This is a genomic window from Thermicanus aegyptius DSM 12793 (assembly GCF_000510645.1).
Classification (GTDB): Bacteria; Bacillota; Bacilli; order Thermicanales; family Thermicanaceae; genus Thermicanus; species Thermicanus aegyptius.
On the sequence record NZ_KI783301.1, the window covers coordinates 3,500,499 to 3,516,365 of the forward strand.

At 48.0% G+C, this 15,867-nt stretch carries 19 protein-coding genes and 3 tRNA genes; 8 read left to right on the forward strand and 14 right to left on the reverse strand.

The features are described from left to right. The first annotated feature begins 99 nt into the window (after positions 1-99). From THEAE_RS0118480 to THEAE_RS0118505, 6 genes are all read left to right on the forward strand, one after another. Positions 100-1,887, forward strand: a complete 1,788-nt coding sequence (locus THEAE_RS0118480; RefSeq protein ID WP_005586766.1) for an ABC transporter substrate-binding protein — start codon at positions 100-102, stop codon at positions 1,885-1,887. A gap of 84 nt (positions 1,888-1,971) precedes the next feature. Continuing rightward, on the forward strand, positions 1,972-2,940 hold the full coding sequence (locus THEAE_RS0118485) for an ABC transporter permease (RefSeq protein ID WP_005586767.1): 969 nt from the start codon (positions 1,972-1,974) through the stop codon (positions 2,938-2,940). A 13-nt stretch (positions 2,941-2,953) separates the two neighbouring features. Beyond that, entirely contained in the window at positions 2,954-3,877 is a 924-nt protein-coding gene (opp4C, locus tag THEAE_RS0118490; protein ID WP_028988450.1) for an oligopeptide ABC transporter permease, read from the forward strand. A gap of 14 nt (positions 3,878-3,891) precedes the next feature. Further along, positions 3,892-4,875, forward strand: coding sequence for an ABC transporter ATP-binding protein (locus THEAE_RS0118495; protein ID WP_005586769.1), 984 nt, complete (start codon positions 3,892-3,894; stop codon positions 4,873-4,875). Then, positions 4,872-5,837 carry an ABC transporter ATP-binding protein gene (locus THEAE_RS0118500; protein ID WP_005586770.1) on the forward strand — a complete coding sequence of 322 codons (966 nt, stop codon included), beginning with the start codon at positions 4,872-4,874 and terminating at the stop codon, positions 5,835-5,837. The genes THEAE_RS0118495 and THEAE_RS0118500 overlap by 4 nt, the downstream gene beginning before the upstream one ends. Positions 5,838-5,901: 64 nt before the next feature. Further along, positions 5,902-5,977, forward strand: a tRNA-Arg gene (locus THEAE_RS0118505). A gap of 102 nt (positions 5,978-6,079) precedes the next feature. On the opposite strand, the gene THEAE_RS21740 is transcribed toward THEAE_RS0118505, so the two are convergent. Then, positions 6,080-6,376 carry a type II toxin-antitoxin system HicB family antitoxin gene (locus tag THEAE_RS21740; RefSeq protein ID WP_039945539.1) on the reverse strand — a complete coding sequence of 99 codons (297 nt, stop codon included), beginning with the start codon at positions 6,374-6,376 and terminating at the stop codon, positions 6,080-6,082. Positions 6,377-6,424: 48 nt separating this feature from the next. Next, entirely contained in the window at positions 6,425-6,550 is a 126-nt protein-coding gene (locus THEAE_RS23950) for a type II toxin-antitoxin system HicA family toxin (protein WP_425426434.1), read from the reverse strand. A 61-nt stretch (positions 6,551-6,611) separates the two neighbouring features. Here THEAE_RS23950 and THEAE_RS0118515 point away from each other — a divergent pair. Both THEAE_RS0118515 and THEAE_RS0118520 read left to right on the forward strand, forming a co-directional pair. Continuing rightward, positions 6,612-6,686: transfer RNA gene (locus tag THEAE_RS0118515), tRNA-Met, on the forward strand. Positions 6,687-6,688: 2 nt separating this feature from the next. Next, positions 6,689-6,764: transfer RNA gene (locus tag THEAE_RS0118520), tRNA-Lys, on the forward strand. A 90-nt stretch (positions 6,765-6,854) separates the two neighbouring features. On the opposite strand, the gene THEAE_RS0118525 is transcribed toward THEAE_RS0118520, so the two are convergent. The 12 genes from THEAE_RS0118525 to THEAE_RS0118590 all read right to left on the reverse strand — a co-directional run bounded on the left by THEAE_RS0118525 (position 6,855) and on the right by THEAE_RS0118590 (position 15,845). After that, positions 6,855-7,991: a tyrosine-type recombinase/integrase gene (locus THEAE_RS0118525; RefSeq protein ID WP_028988451.1), complete on the reverse strand. Its 1,137-nt coding sequence runs from the start codon at positions 7,989-7,991 to the stop codon at positions 6,855-6,857. A gap of 406 nt (positions 7,992-8,397) precedes the next feature. Beyond that, the gene (locus THEAE_RS0118535; protein WP_028988453.1) at positions 8,398-8,946 is read right to left on the reverse strand and encodes an RNA polymerase sigma factor; all 549 of its coding nucleotides are present in this window, start codon (positions 8,944-8,946) and stop codon (positions 8,398-8,400) included. Between the two features lie 14 nt (positions 8,947-8,960). Continuing rightward, a complete protein-coding gene (locus tag THEAE_RS0118540; protein ID WP_028988454.1) occupies positions 8,961-9,182 on the reverse strand; it encodes a hypothetical protein in 222 nt (73 codons plus the stop codon). Between the two features lie 11 nt (positions 9,183-9,193). Beyond that, on the reverse strand, positions 9,194-9,517 hold the full coding sequence (locus THEAE_RS0118545; protein ID WP_028988455.1) for a phage head closure protein: 324 nt from the start codon (positions 9,515-9,517) through the stop codon (positions 9,194-9,196). Between the two features lie 154 nt (positions 9,518-9,671). After that, positions 9,672-11,312, reverse strand: a complete 1,641-nt coding sequence (locus THEAE_RS0118550; protein WP_028988456.1) for a terminase large subunit — start codon at positions 11,310-11,312, stop codon at positions 9,672-9,674. Positions 11,313-11,314: 2 nt separating this feature from the next. Further along, complete coding sequence (locus tag THEAE_RS0118555) at positions 11,315-11,659, reverse strand: hypothetical protein (protein ID WP_028988457.1); 345 nt, start codon at positions 11,657-11,659, stop codon at positions 11,315-11,317. Between the two features lie 95 nt (positions 11,660-11,754). Further along, a complete protein-coding gene (locus tag THEAE_RS0118560; RefSeq protein WP_028988458.1) occupies positions 11,755-12,069 on the reverse strand; it encodes an HNH endonuclease in 315 nt (104 codons plus the stop codon). Positions 12,070-12,150: 81 nt separating this feature from the next. Beyond that, entirely contained in the window at positions 12,151-12,429 is a 279-nt protein-coding gene (locus THEAE_RS0118565) for a head-tail connector protein (RefSeq protein WP_028988459.1), read from the reverse strand. Positions 12,430-12,494: 65 nt separating this feature from the next. Next, entirely contained in the window at positions 12,495-13,724 is a 1,230-nt protein-coding gene (locus tag THEAE_RS0118570; protein WP_028988460.1) for a phage major capsid protein, read from the reverse strand. A gap of 2 nt (positions 13,725-13,726) precedes the next feature. Next, positions 13,727-14,296 carry an HK97 family phage prohead protease gene (locus THEAE_RS0118575; RefSeq protein WP_028988461.1) on the reverse strand — a complete coding sequence of 190 codons (570 nt, stop codon included), beginning with the start codon at positions 14,294-14,296 and terminating at the stop codon, positions 13,727-13,729. Positions 14,297-14,361: 65 nt separating this feature from the next. Then, positions 14,362-15,549: a phage portal protein gene (locus tag THEAE_RS0118585; protein WP_028988462.1), complete on the reverse strand. Its 1,188-nt coding sequence runs from the start codon at positions 15,547-15,549 to the stop codon at positions 14,362-14,364. Positions 15,550-15,614: 65 nt separating this feature from the next. Continuing rightward, entirely contained in the window at positions 15,615-15,845 is a 231-nt protein-coding gene (locus THEAE_RS0118590) for a hypothetical protein (RefSeq protein WP_028988463.1), read from the reverse strand. Positions 15,846-15,867: the final 22 nt, after the last annotated feature.

Here is a 15,867-nt window from a genome sequence, read left to right on the forward strand (position 1 = left end):
CTTGACCAAATAGGAGATTCGCCTCATATTTTCTAAAAAGGAGCCCTTTTATCTTTTAACTGTGCGAAATTTTATAAAAATGAGGAGGTCAAAAAAAGGATGAAGAAAAAAGCTTTTCTAATCCTCGTTAGTCTGCTTCTTTTGGGAGCCGTCGCCCTTTCAGGATGCGGAGGGAATACCTCGGAACCTGCCCCTCAAACCACCACTCCCCCTGCCGGAGGGAATACCGATACCGGAACGCAAGTAACAGGCACAGACAAACAGGGAGATACCGCGGAAAAGCCGACTCTCGGTTTCATCCCTGCCAAAGATCCCACCGCCGTTCCCGCAGCCGCCAAGGCTCGCACCGACACCATTATCATCGGAATGAACGCGACCGAGGGCGTATTCAATCCCCTTTACGGCTCTTCCCAGTATGACGTCTACGTCATGGATACCCTTTTTCAATTTTTGGTGAAACCCGATAAGGATGCTACGCTCATCCCTGATTTGGCCAAATGGGATGTTTCCGCGGACGGCAAAACATACACCTTCCACATCGATCCGAATGCTACATTCTCCGACGGGACGCCGGTTACCGCCGAAGACCTCGCTTTTTCCTACTATATCATCGGGGATCCCACTTTTGACGGAGTGGCCGATTTAACCACCGCCGGCATCGTGGGATATGATGAGTACAAAAATGATAAAGCAGGAAAGGTGACCACCATCTCGGGGGTAAAGGTCGTCGATGAAAAAACCCTGGAGGTGACGGTAAAGGAGCCAAAGGGAACAACCCTTTTCGAAATTAACGTTCCGGCCCTTTCCAAAAAATATTACGGAAAAGGCTTTAAGAAAGGGGATTTAAGCGGAATCACCGCACTTCACCAGAAACCGATGGGAAGCGGTCCCTATGTGCTAAAAAAATATACCCCGGGCCAGGAAGTGGTAATGGAAGCGAACCCTAATTTCTGGGAAGGAGCTCCAAAGGTAAAGAACATCATCTTTAAAGCGACGACCGAAGAAACGAATATCCAGTTGTTGCAGAACGGGGAAACCGACTTCGAAGAAGGGATCTCCGTAAACAAAGACAACATGGAACTTTTGGATACCATTCCGTTCCTGAACAGAAGTCTCCTGCTCAACAACGGGTACGGATATATCGGCATGAATCACAAATTGGATAAATTTAAGGATAAGCGGGTGCGGAAAGCGCTGGCTTACGGGCTAAACCGGGAGGAGGCGGTGTTTGCCTATTCCCAGGGATTCGCCAATGTGATTGACGTGCCCGAATCGAAAGTCTCTTGGGCTTATCCGGATGAAAAAGATATTATCCACTACAATTACGATCCGGAGAAGGCAAAACAGCTCTTGGATGAGGCAGGCTGGAAGGTGGGAGATGATGGGTTCCGTTATAAAGACGGGCAAAAGTTTACCATCACCTTTACGGCCACCACTCCCAACCCAGTCAATGAAGCCCTTGTTCCCATCATGAAGGAAAACTATAAAGAACTCGGCATCGATCTGGTGGTGGAGCAACTCGACTTCAACGCCGTCACCAATAAAGTGGATAAAGGCGATATTGAAATGTATTTCCTCGCCTGGGGGTTAACCGTTGACCCGGATAATTACAGCGTATTCCATTCCAAAGGGACTCAGAATACCTTGGGTTACAGCAATCCGGAGGTAGACCGCTTAATCATCGAAGGGCAAAAGGCGTTGAAACAGGAAGATCGGAAAAAGATCTACCAGGAGCTTTATAAGGTGCTAAACGATGATCTCCCCTATATCTTCCTCTATCAGAGGTACAACATGAACACTTTCAATGCCCGCCTAACCGGATTTGATATTTCGCCATATAAAGATTTCAGTCGGAGCCTTCACCAGGTTACCATTCAAAATCAATGAGGTCGATTTTATAGAAATCAGACTTTTATGCAAATATGCTCGGCCCTGGGGCTGGGCATATTTGCACAATGAGGAGAGGAAGCGATGATACAGTATATCGTCAGAAGGTTACTTCAAAGTATTCCCACCGTAGTTGGCGCATCGATCGTTATTTTTCTCTTCTTTACCTTAACCCCCGGTGATTTCATCACGGCCCGGTTCGGTGCCAATCCCCATATTACGGCAGAACGTATGGCGGAGCTTCGCGCCCTTTATGGGTTTGACGCCCCCCTCCATGAACGCTATCTCGCTTGGGCAGGGAGTCTGTTAAGAGGCGATTTGGGAGAATCCTATATGTACCGCCAGCCTGTGTCCGATGTGATGAGCACTTTCCTTTGGAACTCCTTTATCATCGCCATCGTGGTGGTCTTGCTGCAGTGGATCATCGCATCGGTGGTTGGAATCTTTGCGGCCATTAGGCAATACTCCATCTACGACTCCATCGTGACGCTCCTTGTATTTATTGCCATGTCCCTCCCCTCCTTTTTTTTAGGGCTATTATTATTGAAATGGTTTGCCGTGGATTACAAAATTTTTCCACTGGGAGGGATGAAAACGACAGGGGTTGATTATACAGGGTTCGCCTATCTATGGGATGTGTTGAAACACATGTCCTTGCCCGTCACCTCCTTGACGCTTTTAGGCATCGGCCCATTAACCCGCTACTTTCGAACCAGCATGCTGGAAGTGATTCACCAGGATTATGTGAGAACGGCACGGGCGAAAGGTTTAAGTGAACGGGTGGTCATCTTTAAACATGCCCTCCGCAATGCCCTCCTCCCGTTGATTACCTTATTCGTTTTGGAGCTTCCCGGATTATTCGCTGGGGCGATTATTACCGAACGAATTTTTAACTGGCCGGGAATTGGGAAAGTTACCCTGGACGGCCTATTTCAACGGGATTATCCCCTAATGATGGGATATACCTTAATCATTGCCGTATTAACCATTCTGGCCAACATCTTGGCAGACATCTTATATGGGGTTGCCGATCCCCGTGTGCGGTTGAAATAAGGGAGGGAGCCCAATGATCCAAACCGTGACCCGTATTTCACTTCAAAAAGAGATAAAACCCACTCGTAGTGAATCTCCTTGGCGGACCGCATTTCGGCGTCTGGTTAAAAACAAGCTAGCCATGGCAGGATTTTTCATCCTCCTCTTCATGTTCCTCTTTTCCTTTGTGGGCCCTTATTTTTCCCCGTATAAAGAAGCCAAAATTACGATTCGGGATGCGAACCAACCTCCCAGTGCCGTCCATTGGTTAGGGACGGATAATTTGGGCAGAGATGTTCTCCTTCGGGTGATGGAGGCAGGGCAGATCTCCCTTACGGTAGGACTCGTGGCCACTCTGCTTGTTGTCATCATCGGCGGTTTGGTCGGTGCTGTTTCGGGTTATTACGGGAGATGGGTTGATGTCATTCTTATGCGATTTGTGGATATCATGTACGCCATCCCCACATTGCCGATCCTAATCCTGCTCGGCGCGATTTTATCCGATTTAAAATTTCCTCCGGAACAAAGGATCTACGTGGTGATGTTTATGTTGGGGGCGCTCGGATGGATGGGAGTAGCCCGACTTGTGCGCAGCCAAATCCTCAGCTTGAAGGAACAAGAATTTATGATCGCCAACGAGGTGTTGGGAATTCGGGATCGCCGAAAGATTTTTCGCCATTTATTGCCCAATACGGTCCCCATCATTATCGTGACGGCGACGCTAAGCGTGGCTGGCTCCATTTTGACCGAATCTGCCTTAAGCTATCTGGGGCTTGGAGTGATCCCTCCCACTCCCTCTTGGGGGCAGATGCTTTCAGTGGCCAATAATCTGATTGACTTTCAAAAAAGGCCATGGCTTTGGATTCCACCGGGGGTAAGCATCCTGGTGACGGTTGTTGCGATCAACTTTATCGGAGACGGATTAAGGGACGCATTAGATCCGAAACAGAAAAGGTAGGGGATTAAGGGAAGATGGGAAAAAATCTGGTGGAGTTTCGCAATCTTAAAACCTATTTTTATACCGAAGCAGGGGTCGTAAAGGCCGTCGATGATATCAGCTTCGTCATTAGGGAAGGTGAAACGGTAGCTGTTGTTGGGGAATCGGGTTGTGGGAAGAGTATCACCGCCTTGTCCCTCATGAGGCTTATTCCTTCTCCCCCTGGGAAAATGGTAGGAGGAGAAATTCTCTTCGAGGGGAAAGATCTCTTAGCATTGCGGAATCAGGAAATGATGATGATCCGCGGAAATGAGATCGCCATGATCTTTCAGGAACCCATGACTTCTTTAAACCCGGTTTTGAAAATCGGGGAACAGATCATGGAACCCCTGATGAAACACAAATTGATGAGCAAACGAGAGGCTTATAAAAAAGCGATTGAGCTAATCGAGCAGGTAAGGATTCCAAGGGCAAATGAGATCGTGGATCAGTATCCCCATGAATTGAGCGGGGGGATGAGGCAGCGGATCATGATCGCCATCGCCTTAAGCTGTGACCCGAAACTTCTCATCGCCGACGAGCCGACGACGGCATTGGATGTGACGATTCAAGCCCAAATTCTTGATCTACTGCGCACCTTAAAGGAGGAACGGAAGATGGCCCTCATGCTTATCACTCATGATTTAGGAGTGGTTGCGGAGATGGCGGATTATGTGGTGGTGATGTATGCAGGCAAAGTGATTGAGGAGGCGCCTGTGATCGATATTTTTAAAAATCCGCGGCATCCCTATACGAAAGGTCTTCTTAAAGCGAAACCCATCATCGGGAAAAGAACGGAAAAACTATATACCATACCTGGACAAGTTCCTAACCCGATCAATCTAGGGAATGAGTGCCATTTTAACGAACGATGCGAATATTGTATGGATATATGCCGGGAGAAAGAACCCCCGCTTAGGAAGGATGAGAAAGGGAATAAGGTGGCCTGCTGGCTCTATGAAGGAGTGTTGCAAAAATGAGCGAAATTCTCCTTGAAGTAAACGATCTGAAAAAATACTTCCCCATAAAGGCAGGCGTATTCCAAAGGACGGTCGGGCATGTGAAGGCGGTGGACGGGGTTTCTTTCCGGATTAACAAAGGGGAAACCTTAGGGTTGGTTGGCGAATCGGGGTGTGGGAAGAGTACGGTTGGTCGAACGATTCTGCGGCTCTTTGATAAAACGGAAGGGAAAGTAGTTTTTAAAGGAAAGAATATACATCAATTGTCGAAGTCGGAGCTTCGGAGTATTCGTCCGAAAATGCAGCTTGTCTTCCAAGACCCCTACAGTTCTTTAAATCCCCGTTATAAGGTGGGAGAGGCGATCGGGGAGGCCTTGGTAGATCATGGATATTGTACCCGGGAGGAAATGAGGGATCGAGTGTTTCAGGTTTTGGAGGTCGTTGGACTTGCTCCCTACCACTACGACCGCTATCCCCATGAATTTTCCGGAGGACAGAGACAGAGAATTGGGATCGCGAGGGCACTCATCTTAAATCCCGATTTTATCGTCTTGGATGAACCGGTCTCCGCCCTCGATGTGTCGATTCAGGCGCAGATTATTAACCTTCTCACCGATTTGCAGGAACGGACCAATCTTACCTACCTCTTTATCTCCCATGATTTAAGCGTGGTTGAACATATTTCCACCCATGTCGCCGTCATGTATCTAGGATCGATTGTGGAGAAGGCATCCCGGGACGAGCTCTTTAAGAATCCACTTCACCCTTATACGAAGGCCCTTTTATCCGCCGTGCCGATTCCCGATCCGACGGCGAAGCGGGAACGAATCATATTGGAGGGGGATATTCCGAGTCCGGCCAATCCTCCAAAGGGGTGTAAATTCCATACCCGCTGTCCGATCGCGACAAAGATTTGTTCCGAGCAGGTTCCTCAGTTACGGGATATGGGGTCGGGTCATCTGGTAGCCTGCCATTTGGTTTAACCGCCGCTCCCAGGCTTTGGGGGTTGAATCCCCCTCCTCCCTATGGTATTATAATCTGTGCTGTGGTCCCGTAGCTCAGCGGATAGAGCCGCAGTTTCCTAAACTGTGGGTCGGAGGTTCGAGTCCTCTCGGGGCCACCATTAAATGTTTGTAATGGATGCGGTTTTCCTGATTTTTAGGGACCGCATTTTTATCTTATTCCGGTTTTATCTCTTATCTTTCCAATCAAACGTTGCCTTGGCTTATAAAAAACGCCGTACAGCTATTTCATTCCCAACAATATCTGGAAAAATCGTAATAGGGGATACCAAATACCCGGATGCTGTTTCTGAATCTACCTGAAGATTTTTAGAGGGTGTTGGAATTACGTCTTCATCCTTTTCCATACCGTATATATGAAGCTCTAACGCCTCGGTGGCTTGTTTCCGCGCCATTTCAAAATCCTCTCCATAACTTATGCAACCAGGAAGGTCAGGAAAGTAGACGCTATAATCTGTTTCAGTTGGTTCAAACACAGCCAAATAAGTGAGTTTACGCATCATCTGATCTCCTTTCATGTGCAGGGGGATTACTTTAGTCCCGCCTGTTTATTTAAGAATACTATTTCGTGTACCGGGAGCAATATCCCCTTTATGATTAGGAACGGTTACCTTACCGGACTTAGTTGGATGGAAAATTGGAAATTTGATGGGTGGAAATTGATTTCCAATTATTTACGGTTGCATTTTTGGGAGTTTCATTGTAAAATGTTTTTTGTCGCTGATAAAAGAACATCGCGGGGTGGAGCAGTGGTAGCTCGTCGGGCTCATAACCCGAAGGTCGCAGGTTCAAATCCTGTCCCCGCAACCATTGGGCCTTTAGCTTAGTTGGTAGAGCACCTGACTCTTAATCAGGGGGTCCAGGGTTCGAGTCCCTGAAGGCCCACCAAAAAAGCCATACGTATCAAGGAGAAAGGAGTCATACCCCCTTAAGGTATGGCTTTTTTGTTGCCTTATGTGTGCGTATAGTGTGCGGATTTTAGAAAAGCATTTCTTGTAACGCATCTGAGGCTTTTTGCTGCATGTCCGGTAAAACATGGCTATAACGATTGAGAGTCATATTTACGCTTGCATGGCCAAGGCGTTCGGCCACGACCTTTGGGGAGATCCCAGCAAGAAGGAGAAGGGTAGCGCATGTATGTCTAAGATCATAAATGCGGATAGGGGGTAAACCTGCCAATTCAAGGATTGGCTTAAAGTGGCGTTTCACAAGGTTCCGGTGGGTGATTGGTTCTCCGTTGTCTGCTGTAAAGACAAAGCCATAGTCTTTATAGCTCTCCGCCTTCTTTTTCTTACGCTCCTCTTGCTTTTCCTTATGCTCCTTTAGGATATTGATCATTTCAGGTGGTATCGTAATGTTTCTCCGGCTGCCGGCTGTCTTAGGCTCTTTTAGCTTCCATCCATCCTTAGTGCGGTATAGAGAAGTTTTGATGAAGATCCTTCCATTCTCCAGATCCACTTCATCCCACTTTAGCGCATAGGCTTCTCCTGGCCTTACTCCTGTGGTTAGCATGAGCATGAAAAGGGCATAATAAGGATCAGATGAAGCAGCTTCTTTAAACCATATTGCCTCTTCTTTGGTTAGAACCCGCATATTTCCATCTTCATCATCATCAATGATCGCTTTCTTTCTTGGGATCTCCACAAGTTCCGCCGGATTTCTGGGGATAAGCTGCCACTTAACGGCCTGCTTTAGCGCTTGTTTTAAGACAGTAACGGTGTATTGAGTCGTTCGTGTGATCCCTTTATCGTGCATATCGTTGATGAGCTTTTGAATGTCCAGCGGTTTCAGTTTAGATAGCTTATGTTCTCCGATAACAGGATATACATAACGTTCTAATAATCCTCTATAGTCTTGATACGTTCGTTCGGATACCCTTTTCTTAGCAGCTTGCTCTAACCATTCTTCAAGGTAGGCTCTGACAGTCTTATTTGTAGGTTCCACGAAGGTCCCAAGGTCCCTTTCTCTCAAAACGCTATTTAAGTATTTCTCCGCATCCTTTTTGTTTCCATGAATCGTCTTGTTGTGGTATTTCCTCTTGCCTTCAGAATTAAGGCCCATATAAACCCTGACAAGCCATACGTTATCTCCGCGCTTTTGAATAGAACCGGCCATGAAGCCACCTCCTCACTTAGATTATATCTTGATACACTTTTTTGCTTCAAGCAAAAAAAATAGGGTCGCTCACATTATGAGCGCCATAGGACTGCACGAATTGTGCATCCCTTATCTTTGCAATCATGAAAAGGGTACCCATAAAGTGAGTACCCTCTCTTTTTGGAGGTAATCCTAACATGGGAATACCTTTCATTGGGTTGCTCAAAATTGAGCTTACCACACCAAGAAGGGTGTCCAAATATTGTGGACATCCTATTTGTTACTCAATGGATAAGGGAGATGTTTTTAAACCCCATCCTTGGTTGACTCCTCAAAATTGAGGAGTCGTAATTCATGGTTGAGGATGTATTTTCAATATACGTCCTAAAGGGGGTCGTGAAACGCTAGGTCCTTATCCATTTCCCTACCCTTCCCCTGCTGCCCGGCTTAATAACTCCATCCATTCCTCCCAGGCCTCCTCCTTGTTCTCCCGATCCTTCTTCTCCTCGTTGGCTACAAGAGCATCCAGGTCTACTTCCGGCCTTTCCCCTGTGAGCATCTCATAAATCCTGCGAAGAGCGGTAATCTTAATCCGCCAAAATTGCTTTAAAGGTATCCCAAGTATTTCCGCTATGGTCGAATCGTAATTAAAATCGCATCGTAAATAGGCCAAGTAGAGGACTTTATATTCCATCTCAGAAAGCAGATCCAGCGCTGTTTGAATCGTTCGTATATCCTCCTCCAGCCATTCCAGCTTCTTTAAGAGGCTTTCCCTGGCTTCTTCCGTATGGATGGCCACGGTTTCCACAATGGAAGAGGGAAGCCCTTTTCCTCTCGGCATCCCATCCAGGGTGACGGCTTTTACGCCGGTGTCACCGTCTAAGGCTTTTAATTCCAAGAGAATATCTTCTCTCCTCTGATCCCTGGCCGCATAGAACCTGAGCTGTGATTCGGTCCAATGAATCCAGTCCACATCCCTCGGCCTCCTTACCTCTGCCTAAGATCGGTCTTGAGATAGTCCAGAAGAGCATTCCTCATATCGGATAAGCAGTAATAGACCTGCCGGCCAAGTTCCTCCAAGTCATTCTTGGTGAGGTATTCATCCTTATGAGTCTGTTCAAAGGTCTCAACGTCAAACTGTACCTCTAGCCGGAAGTTTTCCAGGGCATCATTTAACCGCCGATCCAGCTTCTTATACTCCCCTATCATGGTCTAGCCTCCTAATTGAGACTATAGGCATAGATTCGTAAATCCTGTTTGTTCCCCTCAAAGTCGTCGATCCGGGTAATGCTGTACTCTTTCCCACGGAAAAGGATCTTCATGGATGGATGAATATCATTCCGCCAATTGATCTCAAAGATGGCCTCTACTTTGTAATTCACCTGAGCCGCTCCAAAAAATTCATCGGCTGAGGCCTGCCGGTAATAGGCCCAGATGTTTTCTCCTCCCGGGAGAGGCTCCCAAACGCTAATCAATTGGCCATACTCATCATAATACCCATTGTTTTGTAAAATCGTGATCTTCTTATCCTTAAGCCTTGGCATTCTATCGCCTCCTAAAATCGTTTCTAACGGCTTTTTTATGTCCTCCTAAGGTTTTTCTTGGAAAGGAAGATACGTTCAGAGCGGTCTTGAAACCCTCTTAGAATCATGATCTAACGGCCCGTTAGGTCATCGACTCGCTCAGGGCTTCTCTCCCCTATAGCGCTCTTAGAAACTCTTCGTAATGCTCAAAGAGGCCCACATAGGCATCTAGGAGACTGGCTGCGCCGTCTATCCTCATCTTCGCCGCTTGGTTCTTAACCGGTACAATATTCCCGTTCCGGTCGGTCTGTACGCCTACATTGGTAAGATTCCACTTTAAGATGGGATGGTTGTTATAATTGATCCTCTTCGCTTGGAGATCCGCTCCCATCATCTGCATGGGGAGGCTTAGGGTCTTGGCTCCCTGGATTGCCCTCACCATCTTAAAACCATAGCTCTCCATCTCCTCTACCCAATATTTGGCGGAATAGGAGTCATAGTAAATCCACAGGGGGGTAATGTCGTAGTCATGGAGCATCTCCAAAAACCAAGCGGTTACATCGCTATAATTGATGGTGTTCCCGTTACAAAGTCTTAAAAGGCCCTGCTGATACCATTTGTCATAAGGGATCTTGTCCAACTGAACCCTCTTCTCAAAGTTCTCCCTGGGGAGCCAATACATTTGATGGACGTATCTTTTCTCCGTCTCCTTATCCAAGAAGAGCAGGGTGGCTGCGGTAAGGTCTGTGGTAATGCTGAGATCCGCTCCGCCTATGGCATAGGAGCCTCTAAATCGCTCCAGGTCGAAGGTCTCCTCGTTGTTAATGTCCTGGAAGGAGAGCCAAGCGCTGCTTACGGTCTCCCGGATGTTAAAGTCCTTGGTGAGGAGGCCGCTTATATCTTTGGGGCTGTTCTTTGCCTTCTCTACCTTCTGGAGGAGATCCTCCATCTTCTTGATCGTCCCTAGTCCTGGATTCGCCTTCTGCCACTTGGTGGGGTCAAGCCACTCCTCCCGGTCATCCAACTCGTAGAGAATGGGGAGGAAGGTGTCATCCTGGAAGATCCCGTCCACAATCCCACAGGCGTAGGAGTACATATCGTCAAAGATGGATTCCCGGATGAATCCCGCTGTGGTTATCATGATGAGAAGCGGCTGCCGCCTTGCGCTCATACTCTGTTTCATAACCTCGTAAAGGTTCCGGTCTTTCACGCCGTGCAGTTCGTCCATAATCACGCAATGCGCATTCAGGCCGTCAAGGGTGTCGCTGTTCTTTCCTAAGGGTTTGAAAGAGGAGAGGGTGGCAGGGAAGTAAAGGTCCGCCTTACGCTTTTTAATGTGCCTGGAAAGATCGGGGGATTGCTTCACCATGTTATGGGTCTCCTCGAAGATGAGGGCTGCCTGATCCTTCTTTGTGGCCGTGCTGTAGATCATCGCTCCGCCCTCGCCGTCGGCAATCATCATGTAAAGAGCAATCCCGGCTAACAGAGAGCTTTTCCCGTTCTTCCTCGCCACATAGAACAGGCTCTCCCGGTATCGCCTAAGCCCGGTCTCGGGGTGGATAAATCCGAATAAGGCAGAGATATAAGCTTTCTGGAATAATTCCAGCTTGAGCGGTTTCCCTGCCCATTCCCCCTTACTGTGCTTACAAAACGTCTCAATAAACTGGATGGGACGGTTGGCCTTCTCTTCATCGAAGAGGTATTTCCCAGGGTTCCTGATCTCGTCCACAAGCTTCTGATACTGTTTCCTTACCCTCTTAGATACCAATACCTTTCCGCTTTCAATGGCCTCCCAGTATTGGAGAACATAATTCATTCTTAATTCCCCTTGATGAAGTCTAGGAGGGGATCGTCTTTCTTCTTTTCGGTCTTAGGGAGGAGGTCTGTTAGCTGCTTATAGGTATTGTTGTAATTCTTGAGGGTGACGTTGTAGGCCTTTAGGGCCGGGTGTTCCCTGAGAAACTGCTGCTTTCCCTGTTTAAACATGGCGGTAGGGCCCTGCTCTTCAATCTGCTGCTTCAGGGTATTCAGGGTCTTCTGCATAAACTCCAGTTCGCCATAGAGGCTCTTGGCAATGGGAAGCTTATCCTCAGGAACCAATTTCAAAATGTCCTTAAGTTTCTTCATCTCATTAGAAATGTTGGTCACCTTGGCTAATGTCATGGTAAATCCTACCTTTCTTGGTAATCGTTTATCTCTCCCAATATATGGAATACAAGGGAGAGGTTTTGTGAGGGCCCGCGCCGGTCCCCAGGCGGTTAGCCTGCTGCACTGGACCGGGGGGAGTCAATTTGGATTAGATTTCCATTTACGTCAAAGGTTAATCCATCGGCTGTGATTTGGCTGCCATGAATACAATTATGGCATTCATGACACAAGGCCATTAGGTTATCCCAGTTTAACGTCACATAAGGGTCATCAATGTTTTCCGGTGTGATGGGATTCTTATGGTGAACAATAACCGCCAATCCCCCGCAACGTTCACAGATATAGTGTCGGCTCTTCAAGAAGCCATCCCTGCACTTGATCCAGGCTCTGCTTTTATAGAACGCTTTCGCATAGTCCTGAGCCATTGGCCTTGCTCCTCCTTTTGGGCTAACAGGGGTGCTCATTATGTGAGCATCCTTTTGGTTACCTGTAGTAGGTGGCCCGCCTTAGGGTAAAGTTCTTCCTATCGCCGTTAAGGCGGTGAGAAGGCTGTCGATGGTTTTCTTTAACCGTTCGGTGTCCGGCCCTTGTGGGTTATACCACAGTTCCAAGATAAACTTAGCGGTGGTCTTGGCTAATGGGTGGATCGGTTCCGTTTCCCAGTTCTTTCCTGTTGATACTTCCAGGTAATGAGGGATTGCCTCTAGTAATGGAACCAAGATCACATCATTATCCGGTCCATCTACCCTGACGGCATCCCTGGCCTCTTCGATGGTGAGGATCATGGTATCACTCCTTTATGAAAAGGGGATACCAGCGTTTACACTGATACCCCCTTGGTTAGAATGGATTAAGCTGTCGCCCTGGAGAGTTTCACAAAGGCCTCGCTTACCAAAGGCTTGGTATCGGCAATAGCCATTGCCCGGTAGTCAATAAGCCCGCTCGTGAATCCAGATTCCCGGCTTACTTCAATCATGATCCCTTGAGGGAGATTGTATCCAAGGTATTGGAAGTTCCCCAGGAGAATCACGTCATCGGGGATGAAGTCATCCACTACCACAGGGCGGCCTAGGATATACCCAATCCCTTCCGTCTTAGGATCTGTGATGAAGATGGGTCTTCCCTGGCTATCCTCCAGGCCATAAACCAGGTTATACAGGGTAGCGTTGTTCATCGCAAAGGCGGATCCTCCTGCATACCCTCTCTTGAGCATAGCCATCATCTTGGTAAAGTCCTTATAGGTCGGGGTTCCGTTAAGCGGGAAGGTAAAGCTGTTGGTTTCGTCCCAGGTGATCCCGGTTAATACGCCGGTCCCCTGATTGACTCCGGTTCCGTTCACCAAAGCATCCGCAATGGTTTCCATCACGCTTGCGTTAAGCTCCTGAATGAGGTAGGCCTCAAAGGCGCTAATAGAAGTCCGGCTTACGGCTGCGCTCATGGAGAAGATCTTCAGGATCTCATAAGCGTTAAAGCTAATGTTGGTAGTGGTAAGGCTCTGGCGGTCTACCACGGTTCCCTCCGTATGCCATGCCGCCTTGGTTGCAGGGGTCCCGATGGGTACGGATACCTTGGCCGGCAGGTTGAAGTTCCTGGCCACGCTGATTAAACCGCCCATTTCCCGTGCCTTGCTAATCACTTCATTCAGGGTGACGGTGGGGAGAACGGCTGCGCTATTGGTGGTCGTGTTGAACGCATCGGCCCTCCGTTCCGTCTCCATGAGCTCCTTGGCCCTGTTAAAGACCTTGGTCTCAAGATCGGTCATCTTCTGTCCCAGGAGGTTCTTGAAGAAGGCGCTGCGGTACTCCTGGCTTGCGAAGAGATCCCCTTCCGGCAAGCGGTCCTTTACCTGAAAGCTCATGCCGGTTACAGGGTTAAAAGACTGTCCTTGAGGAGCTTTACTCCGCTCCTCGATGTTCTTTTTGGCCTCCTTCAGGCCATCCAGTTCAATGTTTAAGGCCTGAATGTCGGCATTGGGGTCCGTGTCAATGATCTTGCCGATCTCTTGCGCCCGTTGTTCAATCTGGGCAAGGGTATAGTTCCGGTAAAAGTTAAACGCTTCTTGAACGGTATTAAATTTCATGGTTAAATGCTCCTCCTTAGGATCTGATGGATTTTAATTTTCGCCGCTGCCCTCTCCGGGGATTTGAGTTTCTCCCGCATCCCTAGAATGGCGGTTCTCGCCTCCACGGATGTTTGGGGATAGGCAGGAAAGGGGGTAATGGACACTTCATAGACTTTCTCAATTCGGGTAATGGTTCGGGTGTTCGTGATCGGGTCAAAGGTGCTGCCGCCCTCTGGGACCTTAAACGCAAAGCTCATGCCCGATAGATCGCCTCTCCGTACTGCCGTATGGATGGCTCTTGCTTCTTCGGTATCGGGGAGATGAGCCACCATCCTTAAGCCTGCCGGCTCGATGGTAAGTTTCATCGTCTTTGGAGTTCTCGCCAAGGGGATCTTGGAGAGGTCGTGATTATATATTAAACGGGTATCGCTCAGGTCTGCCGAATCCAGAGCGCCGCGTTTAATCACTTCGGTATATTCGCCAAAGGCCTCTTGAATGGTCGTTGGCTGTTCAAACACAATGGGATAGCCTTCAAGGATCAGATCGTTTCCTTCGGCTGCCCGGATCTCTGCAGTCCTAATTTCCTTCATTGTGATCTTCCTCACTTTCGGTTGATTCTAATTCGGATTCAATCTCCAGGATGATCTCCGTTAATTTACTCATTGTTACCTCCTAACTGGTATTGGTCGGCCTTCTCTGCGCTCACCACGTTAAGGGTCTGTAAGCGTCTATCCCCATCCTCCACGGATGGGAGGTTCAGGATCTCCAAGGCTTGGTTGATGGTAAACAGGCCAAGGGGCATGAGCTCCTTCAGGATGTTGGTTTTGGTCGTGTTGCTCGCAAACTGAAGCCTGTTGCTCTCCAAGAGAATGGAATTCCCAAAGGCTTGTTCCCTGGGCGTAAAGAGCTTGTCCGTAAGTTCCAGGGAGAATTGAAGGGCTAAAGGCTCGATCACGGATTCATAGAAGGCGGCCCATTCCTCCTCGTTGTAGGTGGAATTGACGATCTTCTCAGAGATCCCTAGGTAGTCATAGATCTTTTGCTTTACGGCCTGGAGCTGTTTGTCGTCTATGCTATAGGGTTTAAGCTCTAAGGGAATGTACTCCGATTTGGAATCTAAGGCCGCAATCCCTCCAGCGTTGGTGATGGTCAAATAATCGTTGATGAAGGCTTCTTTCTCGGCTTTAAGCTTCTCCGGGGAGAGGACCTGCTGGAATTTGAGGATTCCTCGGATGGTCGCATTGGCCCGGATGGCATTTTTAAGGCCTTCATTCTGGGTATGGGCCAAGTCCAGGGTGGGGAGGATGGCCGTATTCGGATCTCCCAATAAATCGTTCCCGTTGAAGTGCCGCCTTACGGTAAACACTTCTGAAAAAGGCAGGGTGACTTCCTGTCCGCCGGAAAATACGAATCTAGCGTAAAGCGTTCCGGTCGCATCCATGAGGTATTCCATGCTCAAGGGACGTAACGGCCATATGGCTTGTAGATTACCTCTCTCGTCCTTCTGGAGATAGGCAAAGGCATTGTTGAACAGGTAGTAATGGGTGGTAAGTTTATAGAGCAGGTCATAGGCGGTCATATACGGGTTCGGCCTCACTTGGAGGATCCGGTTTAAGAAGCTGTCCCCAGGCCTTCTCTGTCCTCCCATCGTAACCACGTGAGAGGCTTTCAGTTTAGCAGCGTTCCGGGCAATCGCATCCACGGCCGCCCGGTAAATGTCGCTCTCATAGGCATCTCCAGAGAAGGGAGTGAAGGTGGCCGGGCTTCCGCTCATCACGTCCACACGGTCTACCCTGGACGGTTCTTTCTTTCGGTTGAATAGTCTTTGTAGAAGATTAGGCATTTTATACCCTCCTAAGAATATTTTAACTCATATTCTAAAAAATATCAACTAAGGTAATTATTAACTTAAGATAAATCTAAGAATTCATTTCCGCTTTTCATAAACGACAATAGTCTTAAGATAGCTCCTCGCTTATGCTCTTTAGGCACTTTGATAATCAAAATCCCCCTATCATCCCCGTTGAAAAAAGCATAGATTCCATTCGGTCGATATGGATTATCTCCTTCGGTCCAAATAAGCATCTCTGCCTTTGATAAATCTACAAGTTTTTCATCTGGTGTAAGTACCCATTTCATTTTTTGCCGTCTCCCTTCTTAT